The organism is Ruegeria sp. AK11 (genome assembly GCF_056541095.1).
The window spans coordinates 52,929-67,901 of record NZ_JBQFXU010000001.1 but is presented as its reverse complement, the minus strand read 5'-3'; the positions used below and the strand labels follow the sequence as shown (position 1 = coordinate 67,901).

Here is a 14,973-nt window from a genome sequence, read left to right as displayed (position 1 = left end):
ACGCCGTATTGCTGGTGCTTTTGTTTGGCGTGTGCACAGGCGTGCTTGGGGGCTTGTAACGCATGGCAAAGCGATTTGGCGGCAAATACAGCCCTCAGGATGATACGTCCGGCGATACTCTTCAGCCCCGTGGGCAATTCGATGGCGCGCGGGTCGAACCTGCGGGCGCGCGTGCCAATGTCCTGTTCATACCGGCCATCCCATTGGTGTTTCTGTCGCTGAACGACGGCGCGATAGGCATGACCATTGGTCTGATCGCAGCTGGCCTGCTGACGGCAGCTGCGTTTTTACTGCGGGAAGGTCTGCGGGCCGAAGCCGCGTTTAACGCCCGTAAGGCTGCCCGCCGGCCTGCGTTTCCCCGTAAAATCTTTGCCAGCCTTCTGACAGGTCTGGGCGCCGCTCTTGCGTCCTACCGGACCGAGTTTCTGAATGCGGAAGCGGTATCGCAAGTCAGCCTGCTAGCCCCCGTCTTGTTCGGCGTGGCAGCAACGGTGCTGCATTCGGCCTCCTTCGGGTTTGACCCGATGAAGGACAAGGGCATGGAAGGAATTGACACCTTTCAGCAAGATCGCGTTGCCCGGGTCGTTGAGGATGCGGAAAACCGTCTTTCCGAGATGACGGACGCCATCAAACGCGCGGGTGATCGCCGGATCGAAGCCCGTCTGGAACGGTTTCAGGACACCGCACGTGACCTTTTTCGAACGGTCGAGGAAGACCCCCGCGATCTGGCGGGCGCGCGAAAATACATGACGGTTTATCTACAGGGCGCGCGTGATGCGACGGTCAAGTTTGCCGATGTTTACGCCCGGACCCGTGATGCGCAGGCGATGACAGACTACGTCGCCTTGCTGGATGATCTGGAACAGAATTTCGCCGCGCGTACGCGGAAAATGCTATTGGATGACCGCAGTGATCTGACGGTCGAAATCGACGTGCTGCGCGAAAGATTGCAGCGCGAAGGCGTCCGGTTGGACTGACCGGCCATTATTTGAGCGAGGAACATCCCCATGTCCGATGAGATCAAGAACAAGGCGGCTCAGGCCGAAACACTGGTGCAGGAAGTCACCGCAGTTGCCCTGCCCGAACCAAAGGCCGAGGTCATCTCGCTTGAAGAAGCCGATGAACCCGTGAGTGCCGAGATCCGCAAGCGCATGGACGAGATCGACATGAGCAACACCAATTCGATTGTTGCTTTCGGGTCTTCCGCTCAGGCCGAATTGCAGGAAATCAGTCAGGCCATGCTTGCGGATGTGCGCAACAAGGATGTTGGCCCGGCAGGTGACAGCCTGCGCAATATCGTGACCACGATCCGCGGATTTTCGGTCAGTGAGCTGGACGTGCGCCGCGAGCGCAGCTGGTGGGAAAGGCTGCTGGGCAGAGCCGCACCATTTGCGAAATTCACCGCTCAGTTCGAAGAAGTTCAGGGGCAGATCGACCGCATTACTGACGATCTTCTGGGACATGAACATACACTGCTCAAGGACATCAAATCGCTGGACCTGCTGTACGAGAAAACTCTGGGTTTCTACGATGAACTGGCGCTGTATATCGCGGCGGGTGAAGAAAAGCTGACCGAGTTGGACAGCCATGACATCCCCGAAAGGGAAGCCGCCGTTCAGGCCGCGCCAGAAGAAGAACAGGTGATGAAAGCACAGGAACTGCGTGACATGCGCGCCGCGCGTGACGATCTGGAGCGCCGCGTGCACGATCTGAAACTGACCCGTCAGGTCACGATGCAGTCGCTTCCGTCGATCCGGCTGGTGCAGGAGAACGACAAGTCGCTGGTCACAAAGATCAACTCGACGCTGGTGAACACCGTGCCGCTATGGGAAACGCAACTGGCACAGGCCGTCACCATTCAGCGCAGCGCCGAAGCTGCTGCCGCGGTGCGCGACGCCAACGATTTGACCAACGAGCTTTTGACTTCGAATGCTGCCAATCTGCGCCAGTCGAACAAGATGATCCGCGAGGAAATGGAACGCGGCGTGTTCGATATCGAAGCTGTCAAAAAGGCCAACGCAGACCTGATCGGCACCATCAACGAAAGCCTTGCCATTGCGGATGAAGGAAAAGCCAAACGTGCTGCCGCCGAGGCCGAGTTGCAGAAGATGGAAGCGGAACTGCGCGACACTCTGGCATCCGCCAAGGCGCGACGAGACGGGACCGGCGACAACGCTGGAACCGCTGTCCCCGGCTGAGGCTGAACTGGGCGTGCGGGATATTACATATCTGAAACTGGGGTTGGGGATGGCGGCGTTTTTGGCTTTGGCCAATTGCGATGAAACACTGACATCCTCGATTGCGCCGCAAGCGCGCCCGGCGCCTGTTTCTATTGCGGCGAATGCCTATGTACCGCCCTCTGCCGCAAGTCAGGATCTGGCGCGGTTTTACCAGCGTGTCGAACGCGACCTTTTGGTGCGGGGGTTATTGCGGACAGACGGGGGCGGGCCCGATACGCCTTATGATGCCCAGGATCTGGCGCGAAATTTCGAAGCGATTGCGTTCTACAGCGAATATCCGACCCAAAACGTTTCCATCGGGTCGCGCCAGACAGACGGGCAGCTCAGCCGTTGGTCGGGGCCGGTGCGCATCCAGACTGAGTTTGGGCCTTCCGTGCTGCCTGCTGTACGGGAACAGGATGCGGAACGGGTTCAATCCTTTGCTTCGCGCCTGGCGAGGCTGACGGATCATCCGATTTCCGTGGTCTCCCGAAACGCTAACTTCCACGTCTTTTTCGCGGGCAAGGACGACAGCACCTATGTGGTGTCCCGACTGAAACAGCTGATCCCGAATATCAGTCAGGCTTCGCTTGATTTGGTCGCAAATCCGAGATCGAATTTCGATTGTTTTGTTTTTGCCTCGGCGACAACGGCGTCTCCGTACAAATATGTGCGCGCCGTTGCGTTGATCCGGGCCGAGCTGACCGATCTGGTCCGCCGCAGCTGTATCCACGAAGAAATCGCACAGGGGCTGGGATTGTCGAACGACAGCCCGGCAGCGCGCCCATCGATCTTCAATGATGATGACGAGTTTGCCCTGCTGACGAGCCATGACGAAAAACTGCTGACAATGCTTTATGACAAGCGGCTGGAGCCAGGCGTGACAGTCGATCAGGCCCGCCCCATCGTGCATGTCATTGCCCGGGAAATGATGGGGCAACCGCTCTGACACCAAGGACAGGAGAACCCAAATGGGAATATTCGATTTTCTGACCGGAGAATTCATTGACGTCATCCATTGGGTTGACGACACTCGCGACACCATGGTCTGGCGGTTCGAGCGTGAAGGCCATGAAATCAAATACGGTGCCAAGCTGACTGTGCGCGAAGGTCAGGCGGCCGTATTTGTGCATGAAGGGCAGTTGGCGGATGTGTTCACGCCAGGTCTCTATATGCTAGAGACCAACAACATGCCGATCCTGACCACATTACAGCACTGGGATCATGGCTTTCAGTCGCCGTTCAAGTCCGAGATCTACTTCGTCAATACGACCCGGTTCAACGACCTGAAATGGGGGACCAAGAACCCGATCATGCTGCGCGACCCCGAGTTCGGGCCGACCCGCATACGCGCCTATGGTACCTATACCGTTCGGGTCAAAGACCCGGCCAGGTTCCTTGTGGAAATCGTCGGAACCGACGGCGAATTCACCATGAGCGAGATCAGCTTTCAGGTCCGCAACATCATCGTGCAGGAGTTCAGCCGCGTTATTTCGGGGTCAGGTATTCCTGTATTGGACATGGCGGCGAACACGGCTGATCTGGGCAAATTGATCGCGACTGAAGTTTCCCCGGTGTTGGAAGGCTATGGGCTGGAGATGCCGGAATTCTACATCGAGAATATTTCGCTTCCTCCGGCGGTCGAGGCCGCATTGGACAAGCGGACCTCGATGGGATTGGCCGGAGATCTGGGCAAATTCACACTGTATTCCGCAGCAGAGGCAATGACGGCTGCGGCCAGCAACCCCAGCCAAGGCGGTGGCATGGGCGCAGGTCTTGGCATGGGAATGGGCATGGCGATGGCACAGCAGATGTCAAACATGGCAGCGGGCCAGCCGAGCGGCCCGTGGGGATCGCCCGCCCCCGCTGCCCCACGTCCGGCAGCTCATACGGCCCCGCCGCCGCCGCCGGTCGAGCATGTTTGGCATATCGCCGTGGATGGGCAGACCAGCGGCCCATACTCCAAAGCCAGGATGGGCCGAATGGCCAGCGAGGGCGATCTGACGCGCGACACTTATGTCTGGACCGCGGGCCAGGACGGCTGGAAAAAGGCCGGTGACGTGCAGGAACTGGCGCAACTGTTCACCATTCTGCCGCCACCGCCGCCGGGGGCCTGACCGAAACGCGATACTCCTCCATCTGACCTGACACTATTGGGTAACGTATGACACACGCCCCTGACTTTGCAGAGCACCGCTTTCCCTGCCAGCAATGCGGTGCGGATTATCGGTTCAGCCCTAGCAATGGTACGCTGACATGTGATCATTGTGGTCATTCGGAACCAATCGGATCGGGCCCCTGGCAAGGTGCCAGCCTGCGCGAACTGGATTTTGACGCGGCCATTGCGGACCGTCTGCCTGACAGCGAGCTGGAACAGACCCGCGTTCTGTCCTGTCCGAACTGCGCAGCCCAGGTTGAATTCGACCCCAACACGCACGCTGCGGAATGCCCGTTCTGTGCCACGCCGGTGGTAACCGACACCGGCGTGAACCGGCATATCAAGCCGAAGGGCGTTCTGCCTTTTGCTTTCGACGAGCGCGAGGCGCATAAGGCGATGAGCGATTGGCTGGGGCGGTTATGGTTCGCGCCAAACGGGTTGAAGGATTATGCCCGCAAGGGCCGCAAGATGCAGGGCATCTATGTGCCTTACTGGACCTTTGATGCCGACACCAAGTCCACCTACCGTGGTGAGCGCGGCGTGATTTATTATGAAACCCACACCGTGATACGGGACGGTAAACGGGTTCAGCAACAGGTGCCAAAAGTGCGCTGGTCGCCCAAATCAGGTCGTGTTGCGCGGTTTTTTGATGACGTTCTGGTGCTGGCCTCGCAGTCGCTGCCCAAGGCTTACACTGACGCGTTACAGCCTTGGGATCTGCCGGCACTTGAACCTTACCAGCCAGAATACCTCGCCGGGTTTCGCGCCGAGGCGTATACGGTTGAACTCAAAGAGGGCTATACCGAGGCCCGCGCGCATATGGCGCGCGTGATCGAACGGGATGTTCGCTTCGATATTGGGGGTGACAAGCAGCGTATCCACGCGGTGGACACCGAGGTGCGCGATGTCACCTTCAAACATATTCTGCTGCCGATCTGGATGGCGGCTTACAAATATCGCGGGCAGACCTATCGATTTGTGGTGAACGGTCGAACCGGGCGGGTTCAGGGGGAACGTCCCTGGTCAGCCATCAAGATCACGATTGCCGTTGTTCTGGGCCTGCTTGTTGCCGGGGTTGTCGGGTATCTGGCAGCCAACGGGCAGCAATAGCAACTGCTTGTACATCTCGCGCGGCATGATCATCCTAAGGGTCGGAACATAACAACGAGGCGCTAGTGTCATTTGCAGAACTGAATAACCTTCTGGAGAAACGCCATTCCTGCCGGGCCTTCATGCCCGACCCTGTACCAAAGGAGCAGATCGAACAAATCGTGGCCAGCGCGGCCCGGGTCCCAAGCTGGTGTAACGCGCAGCCGTGGCAATTGGTGATCACAAGCGGCGCAGAGACCGACAGGTTCCGCGCGGCGATGCAAAACGAAGCTGAAACAGGCGCACCGGCCCCCGATCTTCCGTTTCCCGCGTCATATTCAGGCGTCTATCAAGACCGCCGCCGCGCGTGCGGTTGGGCGCTTTATGAAGCAGTCGGTGTGGAACGCGGGGACCGGGCAGGATCGACCCAACAAATGATGCGCAATTTCGCTCTGTTCGACGCACCGCATTGCGCCATCGTCTCAAGCCCGACGGAACTTGGACCATATGGCGCAATGGATTGCGGAGGGTTTGTTACGGCTTTCTCGTTGGCAGCGCAGGCGTTGGGCGTGGCAACCATTCCTCAGGCCGCATTAGCTGCGTATGGCCCGTTCCTGCACAGATATTTTCAGATCCCGGAAGACCGCCTGATCCTGTGCGCGATTTCCTTTGGATATTCCGACAGAAAGCATCCCGCAAATAACTTTCGCACAGATCGTGCCGCGCTGGGTGACTTTGTCGACTGGCGCGGCTAAACCATCGCTCAGGCAAGATAATCGCCAAGGGGGGGAACCGCGTGCGCGCATTGCTGCAAAGAGTTTCGCAAGCCAAAGTATCGGTCGATGGCAATGTCATTGGCGCATCCGGTCCGGGGCTTTTGATTCTTGTCTGCGCCATGCAGGGGGACGATGAAACCCAGGCTGAAAAACTGGCCCGGAAAACCGCCAGACTCAGGATTTTCAAGGACGATGCGGGCAAGATGAACCGATCGCTTCTGGATGTAAAAGGGTCAGCCTTGGTGATCAGCCAGTTTACATTGGCGGCAGATACAACAAGCGGTAACAGGCCGGGGTTTTCAACTGCAGCACCGCCCGAACTGGGCGAGCATCTGTATAACACCTTCGCAAACTACCTTGCTGCGCAAGGTGTAGCGGTGGAAACTGGACAATTCGGGGCCGACATGGCCGTTGAAGTTGTCAACGACGGACCGGTTACAATCTGGGTGGAGACTTGATGGATACTGAAAAGCAAGCCGTTCAACTTTGGCGCGCCGGGGTTGAGGCCGTTGATGGATACACCGCCACCGAGGCCGCCCTGCACGACATCCCGAATCCGGATCGTATCCTGGCCGTAGGCAAGCCCGCCGCCGCCATGGCACGGGCGGCCTTGGCGCGGTTCGGCACGGTTCCCACGCTTGTTGTGACCAAGGACGATCACGGCCGTGACTTGCCGGACACTGTCGAGGTGATCGAAGCCTCGCACCCGGTTCCGGACAACCGCAGCCTTGCAGGCGGGCGCGCTCTGCGTGCTGCGCTGGAGCAGATGGAACCCGGATCACATGTGCTGCTTCTGGTGTCGGGTGGCGCGTCTTCGTTGGCCGAGGACCTTTTGCCCGGAAAATCGCTGAGCGATCTTGAAGCGTTGAACCGCAAGTTACTGTCAGAGGGAATGGACATCGGCGCTATGAACGCTGAGCGGCGCAAACTGTCCCGCATCAAAGGCGGGGGGTTGCTGTCGCACTTTGCGGGCGCGCGCGCGACCGTTCTGGCCATCTCGGACGTACCGGGCGACGACCTCAATGTCATTGGATCGGGTGTCGGCGCTTTGCCTTCCAGCCACACATTTGAGGCCGTCACGCGGATCGTGGCCTCGAACGCCCATGCCCGCAGTGCGGTTGTACAAGCCGCCGAAGCGGCTGGGCTAAAGGTTTGGGCCGATGAAGAGGCGCTGCATGACGACTATCTGAAGGTTGCCGCACATCTCGGCCAACTGCTGCGCGGCATGGAAAAGGGCGTGATGGTCTTCGGCGGAGAGCCGACAGTGGTCTTGCCCGATCACCCTGGGCGCGGTGGGCGAAACCAGGCGCTGGCACTTGCACTGGCACAGGAGATTGCCGGGCAGCCAAACCTTACAGTTGTTGTCGGCGGCACGGACGGCACAGACGGGCCGACCAATGCGGCAGGGGGAATCATTACCGGCGCAACATGGAGCGAAAGCGGGATAACCGCCCTTCGAAATGCTGACAGCGGATCGTTTCTGGAAAAAGCCCAAGCCTTGCTGACAACCGGGCCAACCGGCACCAATGTCATGGACCTGGTTGTCGCAATACGTGGATGAATTGACGCATATCGCACCGCGCCGTACCGCAAAGGCTCGGAAACTGGCCTGAAACAGAATTGTATCATAGTATTCTTGTGGAAAGGGCATCGCGCCAAACAAGGTTACTTGCGCTTCGGCCTTCGGCATCTAGGAGAAATACCCTTGCCCGGTCCGTCGAAATAAGCCAACGTTGACTCATGCGTCAACAAAAACCCGAAAAGGGTTAAAACCACTCGATAGGGAGAATAATCAATGAACGAACAAATCACGCATATGGCCGGTCAGGTCACAGCCGGAAAAATGACCCGCCGCGAATTCATGGGGAAAGCCGCGGCTCTGGGTGTTTCGGCTGCGATGGCCAGCACAATGTTCGCGGACGCCGCTCGGGCTGCTGGGCCGAAAAAGGGCGGTGATTTGAAATTTGGTCTTCAGGGTGGTGAATCCACTAACTCTCTGGACCCAGCGACCTACGCAAGCTCGGTTCCCTTCCAGAACGGCAAACAGTTTGGTGACCAGCTTGTTGAAGTTGCACCAGACGGCTCGATCGAGCCGCGTCTGGCGGAAAGCGTTGAAGGCAGCGCCGACGCTAAGGTTTGGACTTTCAAGCTGCGTCAGGGTGTCGAATTCCACAACGGCAAGACTATGACCAGCGAAGACGTGCTGAAAACCATGCAGCGCCACTCGAACGAAGACTCCAAGTCCGGTGCCCTGGGCATCATGAAGGGCATTGAGTCAATGAAAGCTGACGGCGACAACTTCCAGGTCACCCTGACCGAGCCAAACGCCGACCTGCCCTATCTGATGGCCGATTACCACCTGATCATTCAGCCTGATGGCGGTATGGATAATCCGGGGGCAGGTATCGGGACTGGACCGTACAAATTGGAAGTTGACGAACCCGGTGTGCGTCACTTGTTTACAAAGAACGAAAACCACTGGAACAGCGATTACGGCAATTTCGACAGTGTCGAAGTCATCGTCATCAACGACGCAACTGCGCGTACCGCTGCCCTGCAATCCGGACAGGTCCACGCGGTCAACCGCGTGGAACCCAAAGTTGCCGACCTGTTGGGCCGCGCACCCAACCTGACCGTACATTCTACCGCTGGTCGCGGTCACTATGTCTTCATCATGCATTGCGACACGGCACCGTTTGATAACAATGAACTGCGCACCGCGCTGAAATACGCCATCAATCGGGCTGACCTGGTAGACAAGGTTCTGCGAGGCTACGGTTCGATCGGTAATGATATGCCGATCAACGCGGCCTACCCACTGTTTGACGAAACAATCGAGCAGCGCGAGTTCAGTGTCGAAAAGGCGGCCGAGCACTACAAAAAGTCTGGCCATGATGGCTCGCCGATTATCCTGCGTGTTGCAGATGGTGCCTTCCCAGGTGCTGTCGACGCCGCAGCTCTGTTCCAGCAGACGGCCGCTCAGGCTGGTATCCCGCTGGAAATCAAACGTGAGCCCAACGATGGCTACTGGTCCGAAGTCTGGAACGTCCAGCCCTTCTGTGCGTCGTACTGGGGTGGTCGCCCTGTACAAGACCAGATGTATACTACCGCTTACCTGTCAACTGCGGATTGGAACGACACTCGTTTCAAAGTTCAGGCCTTTGACGATCTGTTGTTTTCGGCGCGTGCAGAACTGGATGCAGAAAAGCGCAAAGGCATCTATAGCCAGATGGGCCGTATGGTCCGCGACGAAGGCGGCTTGATTTGCCCGATGTTCAACAACTTTGTTGAAGGCGTCAGTAATCAGCTGGATGGTTGGGAATCAGACCCGAACCAAGAGATGATGAACGGCAACATGTCCCGCAAAATGTGGTTCGTCTAAAACGGGCCACGGATCATGCATCCTATCATCAAACTGGTTTCCCAGCGCCTTGCGCTGGGACTCCTATTGCTGTTTGGCGCTTCGGCTCTGATTTTTGGCCTGACCGAAGCCCTTCCCGGAGACGCAGCGCAAGCCGTCCTGGGGCAGTCCGCAACCCCAGAGGCCCTTGCAAACCTTCGCGAAGAAATGGGCCTGAACCGGCCTGCCCTGACCCGCTATTTCGAATGGCTGGGCGGTATCGTTCAGGGTGATCTGGGTCAGTCCCTGACCAACAAGCTCGACATTGCTGAAAGCATTGGCAAACGGTTGGGCAACACATTGTTTCTGGCATGCGCCGCGGCCGTGGTTTCGGTTCCCCTTGCCATCTTTCTGGGCCTGCTGGCAGTCCGCTACCGCAACCGCTGGCCAGACAAGCTGATCTCTGCCATCACATTGACAACGGTTTCGATCCCCGAATTTCTGATCGGTTATGTGGTGATCTACTATGTCTCGGTAAAGCTGGGCTGGTTTTCCTCGCTTGCGATGATCAATGACTCGATGTCATTTGGGCAAAAACTCAATGCGATCGCGTTGCCCGCATTCGTGCTAACACTGGTGGTTCTGGCGCAGATGATGCGCATGACCCGCGCAGCGATCCTCAACCTGATGCAGTCGGCCTATATCGAAACGGCGGAACTAAAGGGGTTGTCGAACTTTCAGGTCATTGCGCGACATGCCTTTCCGAACGCGATCTCACCCATTGTAAACGTGGTGATGCTAAACCTGGCCTATCTGGTTGTGGGTGTTGTCGTAGTCGAAGTGGTGTTCGTTTATCCCGGCATGGGACAATACCTGGTGGACTCGGTGACCAAGCGTGACGTGCCGGTCGTGCTGGCGTGTGGTGTGGTCTTTGCCGCCGTCTATATCGGGCTGAACATGGTGGCCGATATCGTATCGATCCTGGCCAACCCAAGACTGAGGCATCCGAAATGATGAAGAATATTCCAATTTCGGCGATGATCGGTCTGTTTTTCACAGGTCTCTATTTCTTTGTCGCCTTGGCCGCACCTTTGATTGCACCATACGGTATGGCCGAAGTGGTTGGCGATGTGTGGGAGCCATCAAGCGCCGAACACCTGTTGGGCACCGACAATATCGGTCGGGATCTACTGACACGCATGATCTATGGCGGGCGCACCACCATCTTCATTGCTGCTGCGGCTACGATCCTCAGCTTTGTAACCGGCACGTCGCTGGGTTTGCTGGCTGCGGTTCTGGGCGGTTGGGCCGATCAGGTGCTCAGCCGGGCAGTTGATCTGGTCATGTCGATCCCGACGCTGATCCTGGCGCTGGTCATTCTGGCCATCGTCCCGGTGACGGTTCCGATCCTGATCCTGGTGATGGGGCTTCTGGACGCGACCCGCCCGTATCGCCTGTCGCGGTCGGTTGCTGTCGACATCAACGTGATGGATTATGTCGAGGCGGCCAAATTGCGCGGCGAGGGCCGTGCCTGGATCATCTTCCGCGAAATCCTGCCAAACGCCCTGTCACCGCTAGTGGCCGAGTTTGGGCTGCGGTTCATCTTTATGGTTCTCTTCATCTCGACCCTTTCGTTTCTGGGGCTGGGCGTTCAGCCACCGCTGGCCGACTGGGGCGGCATCGTGAAGGAAAACAAGGACGGCATCGTGTATGGCATTGGCGCAGCGCTCTACCCCGCCGTGGCCATCGCGACGCTCGCGATTTCGGTCAACCTTGTGGCTGACTGGATCCTGAACCGAACCACATCGCTGAAAGGAGGTCGGGGATGAGTGATACCCTTCTCAAGGTCCGTGACCTCAAGATCGGTGCGACCGTTTACCCACCGGGTGAGAAACCCCATGACATCGAAATCGTGCACGGGGTCAGTTTTGACCTCGAACGCGGCAAGGTGCTGGGGCTGATCGGAGAATCCGGTGCCGGGAAATCCACTATCGGCCTCGCTTCCATGGCCTATGGCCGGGGTGGTGTTGAAATCACCGGCGGCGAGGTTTGGGTAAATGGGCGCGATATCCTGAAATCATCCCATGGCGATATCCGCAATCTGCGCGGGGGTGAGGTTGCGTATGTGTCGCAATCCGCTGCCGCGTCGTTCAATCCGGCCAAGAAGATCATGGATCAGGTTGTAGAAGCTGCGGTCGAGCACAAGAAGTTTTCGCGAAAAGAGGCCGAAGGCCGCGCGCGGGAACTGTTCGCCAAACTAGGTCTACCCGACCCGGATAATATCGGTGACCGCTACCCGCACCAGGTTTCAGGCGGACAGTTGCAGCGATGCATGACGGCGCTGGCGCTGTGCCCTGAACCCGATCTGGTGGTGTTCGATGAACCCACCACGGCGCTGGATGTGACCACGCAGATCGACGTGCTGATGGCGATCAAAGAAGCCATTCGCGATACCGGTGTTGCTGCTCTTTACATCACGCACGACCTTGCGGTCGTGGCGCAGGTCAGCGACGAAATCATGGTTCTGCGGATGGGAAATACGGTTGAATACGGGTCAACCGATCAGATCATCAACAACCCGCAGGAAGAGTACACGCAAGCTCTGGTCTCGGTCCGTTCGATCGAGCACGAAGAAAAACAGCCCACAGCGGAACCACTGTTGAGCGTTGACGGTATCACCGCACGTTACAAGGGGTTGAATTTCGACGTGCTGCACAACGTCAATGTCGAGCTTCATCCGGGGCAGACGCTGGCAGTTGTGGGCGAATCCGGTTCTGGTAAGTCGACACTCGCCCGGGTGATCACCGGCCTGTTGCCGCCGCGCGATGGCGAGATTACGTTTGCCGGACGCAAACTTTCGCCTGATCTTGCCGGACGATCCCGCGAGGACCTGCGCGAGTTGCAGATGATCTATCAGATGGCTGACGTGGCAATGAACCCGCGCCAGACCGTCGGCACGATCATCGGGCGCCCGCTGGAGTTCTACTTCAACATGCGCGGTGCCGAAAAACGCAAACGGGTTGTCGAGTTGCTGGACGAGATCGAGTTGGGCGAGAAGTTCATCGACCGTTACCCAGCCGAGTTGTCCGGTGGCCAGAAGCAACGCGTGTGTATCGCGCGGTCTTTGGCGGCCAAGCCCAAGATGATCATCTGCGACGAGGTGACATCGGCACTCGACCCGCTTGTGGCGGACGGTATCCTCAAGCTGCTGCTGGATTTGCAGAAGATCGAGGATGTGGCCTACCTGTTTATCACCCACGATCTGGCGACGGTTCGGGCGATCAGCGACAGCATTGCGGTGATGTATCAGGGACGCGTGGCGCGCTATGGCCCAAAGAGCCAGGTGCTCAGCCCGCCATTCGACGACTATACAGACCTGCTGCTGAGCTCGGTGCCCGAGATGCATCTGGGTTGGCTGGAAGAGGTCGTTGCCCATCGCAAAATGGAAAGCGCGGGGAACTGATCTCTGCGCCTGTAACATCACTTTGAAGAAATGGATTCCCGGCGTTTTGCATCTTGGCTGACGTCGGGAATTTATTATTTGGGACGCGATTTGACAGGCGCGTGGTTTCAACTCGCGTATCGTCCCCATGAAATACTCAGATCAAAAGGCCGAACCATGGACCGTAAACTACTATTGATCATCCTTGACGGAGTACCATACCGGAATTTCCGCCGCCTGTTCGGCAACCTCGAAGGCTGGGTCGACAGCGGCGAAGCTCGGGTGTGGAAGCACCGCGCGGTGCTGCCTTCAACTTCGGCCAGTTGCTATGCATCGATCCATACGGGCGTAACCCCGCAAGAACACGGCTGCACCGGAAACGGCAACGTTTTTCGCCTGAGCCACAAGGATATCTTTAGCCAGGTACGTGAGGCCGGCGGCGTGACTGGGGCAGTAACGCACAGTTTTTGGTCGCAGTTCTTCAACCGTCACCCGTTCGACTATGTGCGGGACGTCGAATATGACGAGCCAGAGAGCCAGACCATCAATCACGGTCGCTTTCACAGCATGACCGGTTACGGCAAAGACAATCAGATGACCCCGTCCGACGTCGATCTATTTGCGACCCTGACCAATCTGTGTCTGCGCTTTGGGTTGGACTATGGAATCCTGCACACCTGCACACTGGACAGCATGGGTCACCGTTTCTATCACGACTGCGAGGAAATGGATCATGCCTGTTTTGTTGCAGACGAGATGCTGGCCCCGTTCATCCCACGCTGGCGCCAACTAGGGTATGAGGTGATCGTCACCGCCGATCACGGTCAGGACGAGCGCGGACACCACGGTGGGCGCAGCCCACTGCAACAGGAAACCGCGCTTTATTACTTCGGCGATGCCGACGGGCCTGACGCTGAAACCGTGATAGACCAGGTCCAATTGGCCCCGACCATTCTGAACCGTTTGGGTGCGCCCCTCGCAGAGACGATGAAGGCTAAGCCTTTCCTGAAGTAACTGGCTGGCGTCAGTCGTAGGGCCAGATTTCTTGCCCAAGCGCTTCGATTGCGATCGAAATCCGTTCGAAACTGTCTGCAGCGCGCATTACCGAGGTTCGCGCGCGCAGGTACCCATGGACAAGGCCAGGTTCGTTGATCCAATGGGCCAGACCACCAGCTGCGCTGATCCGCTCGCAATAGTCCTTCCCGTCATCACGGAGCGGATCACAATCAGCGGTAATCACAACAGTAGGCGGCAGTTCCGAGAAATCATTGTCCTGTAAGGGCGCGTAAGTCGGATCGCCCTGAGGCGGGGTACCTGCGTATCGGACGGTTTCGTAGAATTTAATATCGTCCAGTGTCAGTAAAGGAGCATGGGCGTGCTCAAGATATGAACCGCGCGATTGGTCTCCGCCAAAACCGGGGTAGATCAGCACCTGCCCCAGTATATTGTCCAGCCGCCCGCGCGCATGGTGGGCGATAGCTGCTGCCAGATTTCCACCTGCACTATCCCCGGCCAGAACAAGCGGGTCGCCATACTCAGCCGCCGCCCATTTCACAGCCGTCCAGCAATCCCGGAACTGCGCCGGATGCACATGTTCAGGGCACAGCCTGTAGTCAACTGAAACGACGCGGTATCCCGTTTGGGCACAGAACTCGGCACAGACATCATCATGGCTGTCCAGCCCGCCAACAACAAACCCGCCGCCGTGGAAATAGACGATCGTTCGGGTCGGTTGCCCGGATGTATAATGGCGGACCGGCACCCCATCGGCGAACAGGTCCTGAGTTTCGACACCGGCAGGGCGCGGTTGGCGAAATTTCTTGCACATCGCGTCATAGACGCGACGCTGGTCCTCGATGGACAAATCGACCGCATCATCGGGATAGCTTTCAGCCGTGCGGCGTATGAACGCCCAGGTTTCTTCGTCGATCAGGCGTTCATAGTCCATT

Annotated in this window: 14 protein-coding genes; 13 read left to right on the top strand and 1 reads right to left on the bottom strand. The window is 57.9% G+C overall.

What is annotated here, in order from left to right; genetic code table 11:
- Positions 1-62: 62 nt before the first annotated feature.
- From ACR0D9_RS00350 to ACR0D9_RS00290, 13 genes are all read left to right on the top strand, one after another.
- On the top strand, positions 63-977 hold the full coding sequence (locus tag ACR0D9_RS00350; RefSeq protein ID WP_267365963.1) for a 5-bromo-4-chloroindolyl phosphate hydrolysis family protein: 915 nt from the start codon (positions 63-65) through the stop codon (positions 975-977).
- 30 nt (positions 978-1,007) lie between these two features.
- Positions 1,008-2,198, top strand: a complete 1,191-nt coding sequence (locus ACR0D9_RS00345) for a toxic anion resistance protein (protein ID WP_209504635.1) — start codon at positions 1,008-1,010, stop codon at positions 2,196-2,198.
- Positions 2,199-2,247: 49 nt separating this feature from the next.
- Positions 2,248-3,168, top strand: a complete 921-nt coding sequence (locus ACR0D9_RS00340) for a DUF2927 domain-containing protein (RefSeq protein ID WP_480538226.1) — start codon at positions 2,248-2,250, stop codon at positions 3,166-3,168.
- A 22-nt stretch (positions 3,169-3,190) separates the two neighbouring features.
- Entirely contained in the window at positions 3,191-4,336 is a 1,146-nt protein-coding gene (locus ACR0D9_RS00335; RefSeq protein WP_480537384.1) for an SPFH domain-containing protein, read from the top strand.
- Positions 4,337-4,383: 47 nt separating this feature from the next.
- On the top strand, positions 4,384-5,487 hold the full coding sequence (locus ACR0D9_RS00330; protein ID WP_480537383.1) for a TFIIB-type zinc finger domain-containing protein: 1,104 nt from the start codon (positions 4,384-4,386) through the stop codon (positions 5,485-5,487).
- Between the two features lie 65 nt (positions 5,488-5,552).
- Complete coding sequence (locus ACR0D9_RS00325) at positions 5,553-6,221, top strand: nitroreductase (protein WP_480537382.1); 669 nt, start codon at positions 5,553-5,555, stop codon at positions 6,219-6,221.
- A gap of 41 nt (positions 6,222-6,262) precedes the next feature.
- Complete coding sequence (gene dtd / locus ACR0D9_RS00320) at positions 6,263-6,700, top strand: D-aminoacyl-tRNA deacylase (RefSeq protein WP_480537381.1); 438 nt, start codon at positions 6,263-6,265, stop codon at positions 6,698-6,700.
- On the top strand, positions 6,700-7,803 hold the full coding sequence (locus tag ACR0D9_RS00315) for a glycerate kinase type-2 family protein (protein WP_480537380.1): 1,104 nt from the start codon (positions 6,700-6,702) through the stop codon (positions 7,801-7,803). The genes dtd and ACR0D9_RS00315 overlap by 1 nt, the downstream gene beginning before the upstream one ends.
- A gap of 234 nt (positions 7,804-8,037) precedes the next feature.
- Complete coding sequence (locus ACR0D9_RS00310) at positions 8,038-9,624, top strand: ABC transporter substrate-binding protein (RefSeq protein ID WP_480482037.1); 1,587 nt, start codon at positions 8,038-8,040, stop codon at positions 9,622-9,624.
- Between the two features lie 15 nt (positions 9,625-9,639).
- Positions 9,640-10,596 (top strand): ABC transporter permease, encoded by a 957-nt coding sequence (locus ACR0D9_RS00305; RefSeq protein ID WP_209504642.1) that lies wholly within the window; start codon positions 9,640-9,642, stop codon positions 10,594-10,596.
- On the top strand, positions 10,596-11,411 hold the full coding sequence (locus ACR0D9_RS00300) for an ABC transporter permease (RefSeq protein ID WP_209504928.1): 816 nt from the start codon (positions 10,596-10,598) through the stop codon (positions 11,409-11,411). The genes ACR0D9_RS00305 and ACR0D9_RS00300 overlap by 1 nt, the downstream gene beginning before the upstream one ends.
- The gene (locus ACR0D9_RS00295; RefSeq protein WP_480486416.1) at positions 11,408-13,045 is read left to right on the top strand and encodes an ABC transporter ATP-binding protein; all 1,638 of its coding nucleotides are present in this window, start codon (positions 11,408-11,410) and stop codon (positions 13,043-13,045) included. Before ACR0D9_RS00300 ends, ACR0D9_RS00295 begins: the two co-directional genes overlap by 4 nt.
- Before the next feature lie 156 nt (positions 13,046-13,201).
- On the top strand, positions 13,202-14,038 hold the full coding sequence (locus tag ACR0D9_RS00290; RefSeq protein WP_267364868.1) for an alkaline phosphatase family protein: 837 nt from the start codon (positions 13,202-13,204) through the stop codon (positions 14,036-14,038).
- A gap of 10 nt (positions 14,039-14,048) precedes the next feature.
- Here ACR0D9_RS00290 and ACR0D9_RS00285 read toward each other — a convergent pair whose 3' ends face one another.
- Entirely contained in the window at positions 14,049-14,972 is a 924-nt protein-coding gene (locus ACR0D9_RS00285; RefSeq protein ID WP_480486418.1) for an alpha/beta hydrolase, read from the bottom strand.
- Position 14,973 lies beyond the last annotated feature (1 nt).

Coding starts and splice junctions, on each gene's coding strand:
- ACR0D9_RS00350 (WP_267365963.1), top strand. CDS start 63: ATGGCAAAGCGATTTGGCGGCAAATACAGCCCTCAGGATGATACGTCC.
- ACR0D9_RS00345 (WP_209504635.1), top strand. CDS start 1,008: ATGTCCGATGAGATCAAGAACAAGGCGGCTCAGGCCGAAACACTGGTG.
- ACR0D9_RS00340 (WP_480538226.1), top strand. CDS start 2,248: ATGGCGGCGTTTTTGGCTTTGGCCAATTGCGATGAAACACTGACATCC.
- ACR0D9_RS00335 (WP_480537384.1), top strand. CDS start 3,191: ATGGGAATATTCGATTTTCTGACCGGAGAATTCATTGACGTCATCCAT.
- ACR0D9_RS00330 (WP_480537383.1), top strand. CDS start 4,384: ATGACACACGCCCCTGACTTTGCAGAGCACCGCTTTCCCTGCCAGCAA.
- ACR0D9_RS00315 (WP_480537380.1), top strand. CDS start 6,700: ATGGATACTGAAAAGCAAGCCGTTCAACTTTGGCGCGCCGGGGTTGAG.
- ACR0D9_RS00310 (WP_480482037.1), top strand. CDS start 8,038: ATGAACGAACAAATCACGCATATGGCCGGTCAGGTCACAGCCGGAAAA.
- ACR0D9_RS00305 (WP_209504642.1), top strand. CDS start 9,640: ATGCATCCTATCATCAAACTGGTTTCCCAGCGCCTTGCGCTGGGACTC.
- ACR0D9_RS00300 (WP_209504928.1), top strand. CDS start 10,596: ATGAAGAATATTCCAATTTCGGCGATGATCGGTCTGTTTTTCACAGGT.
- ACR0D9_RS00295 (WP_480486416.1), top strand. CDS start 11,408: ATGAGTGATACCCTTCTCAAGGTCCGTGACCTCAAGATCGGTGCGACC.
- ACR0D9_RS00290 (WP_267364868.1), top strand. CDS start 13,202: ATGGACCGTAAACTACTATTGATCATCCTTGACGGAGTACCATACCGG.
- ACR0D9_RS00285 (WP_480486418.1), bottom strand. CDS start 14,972: ATGGACTATGAACGCCTGATCGACGAAGAAACCTGGGCGTTCATACGC.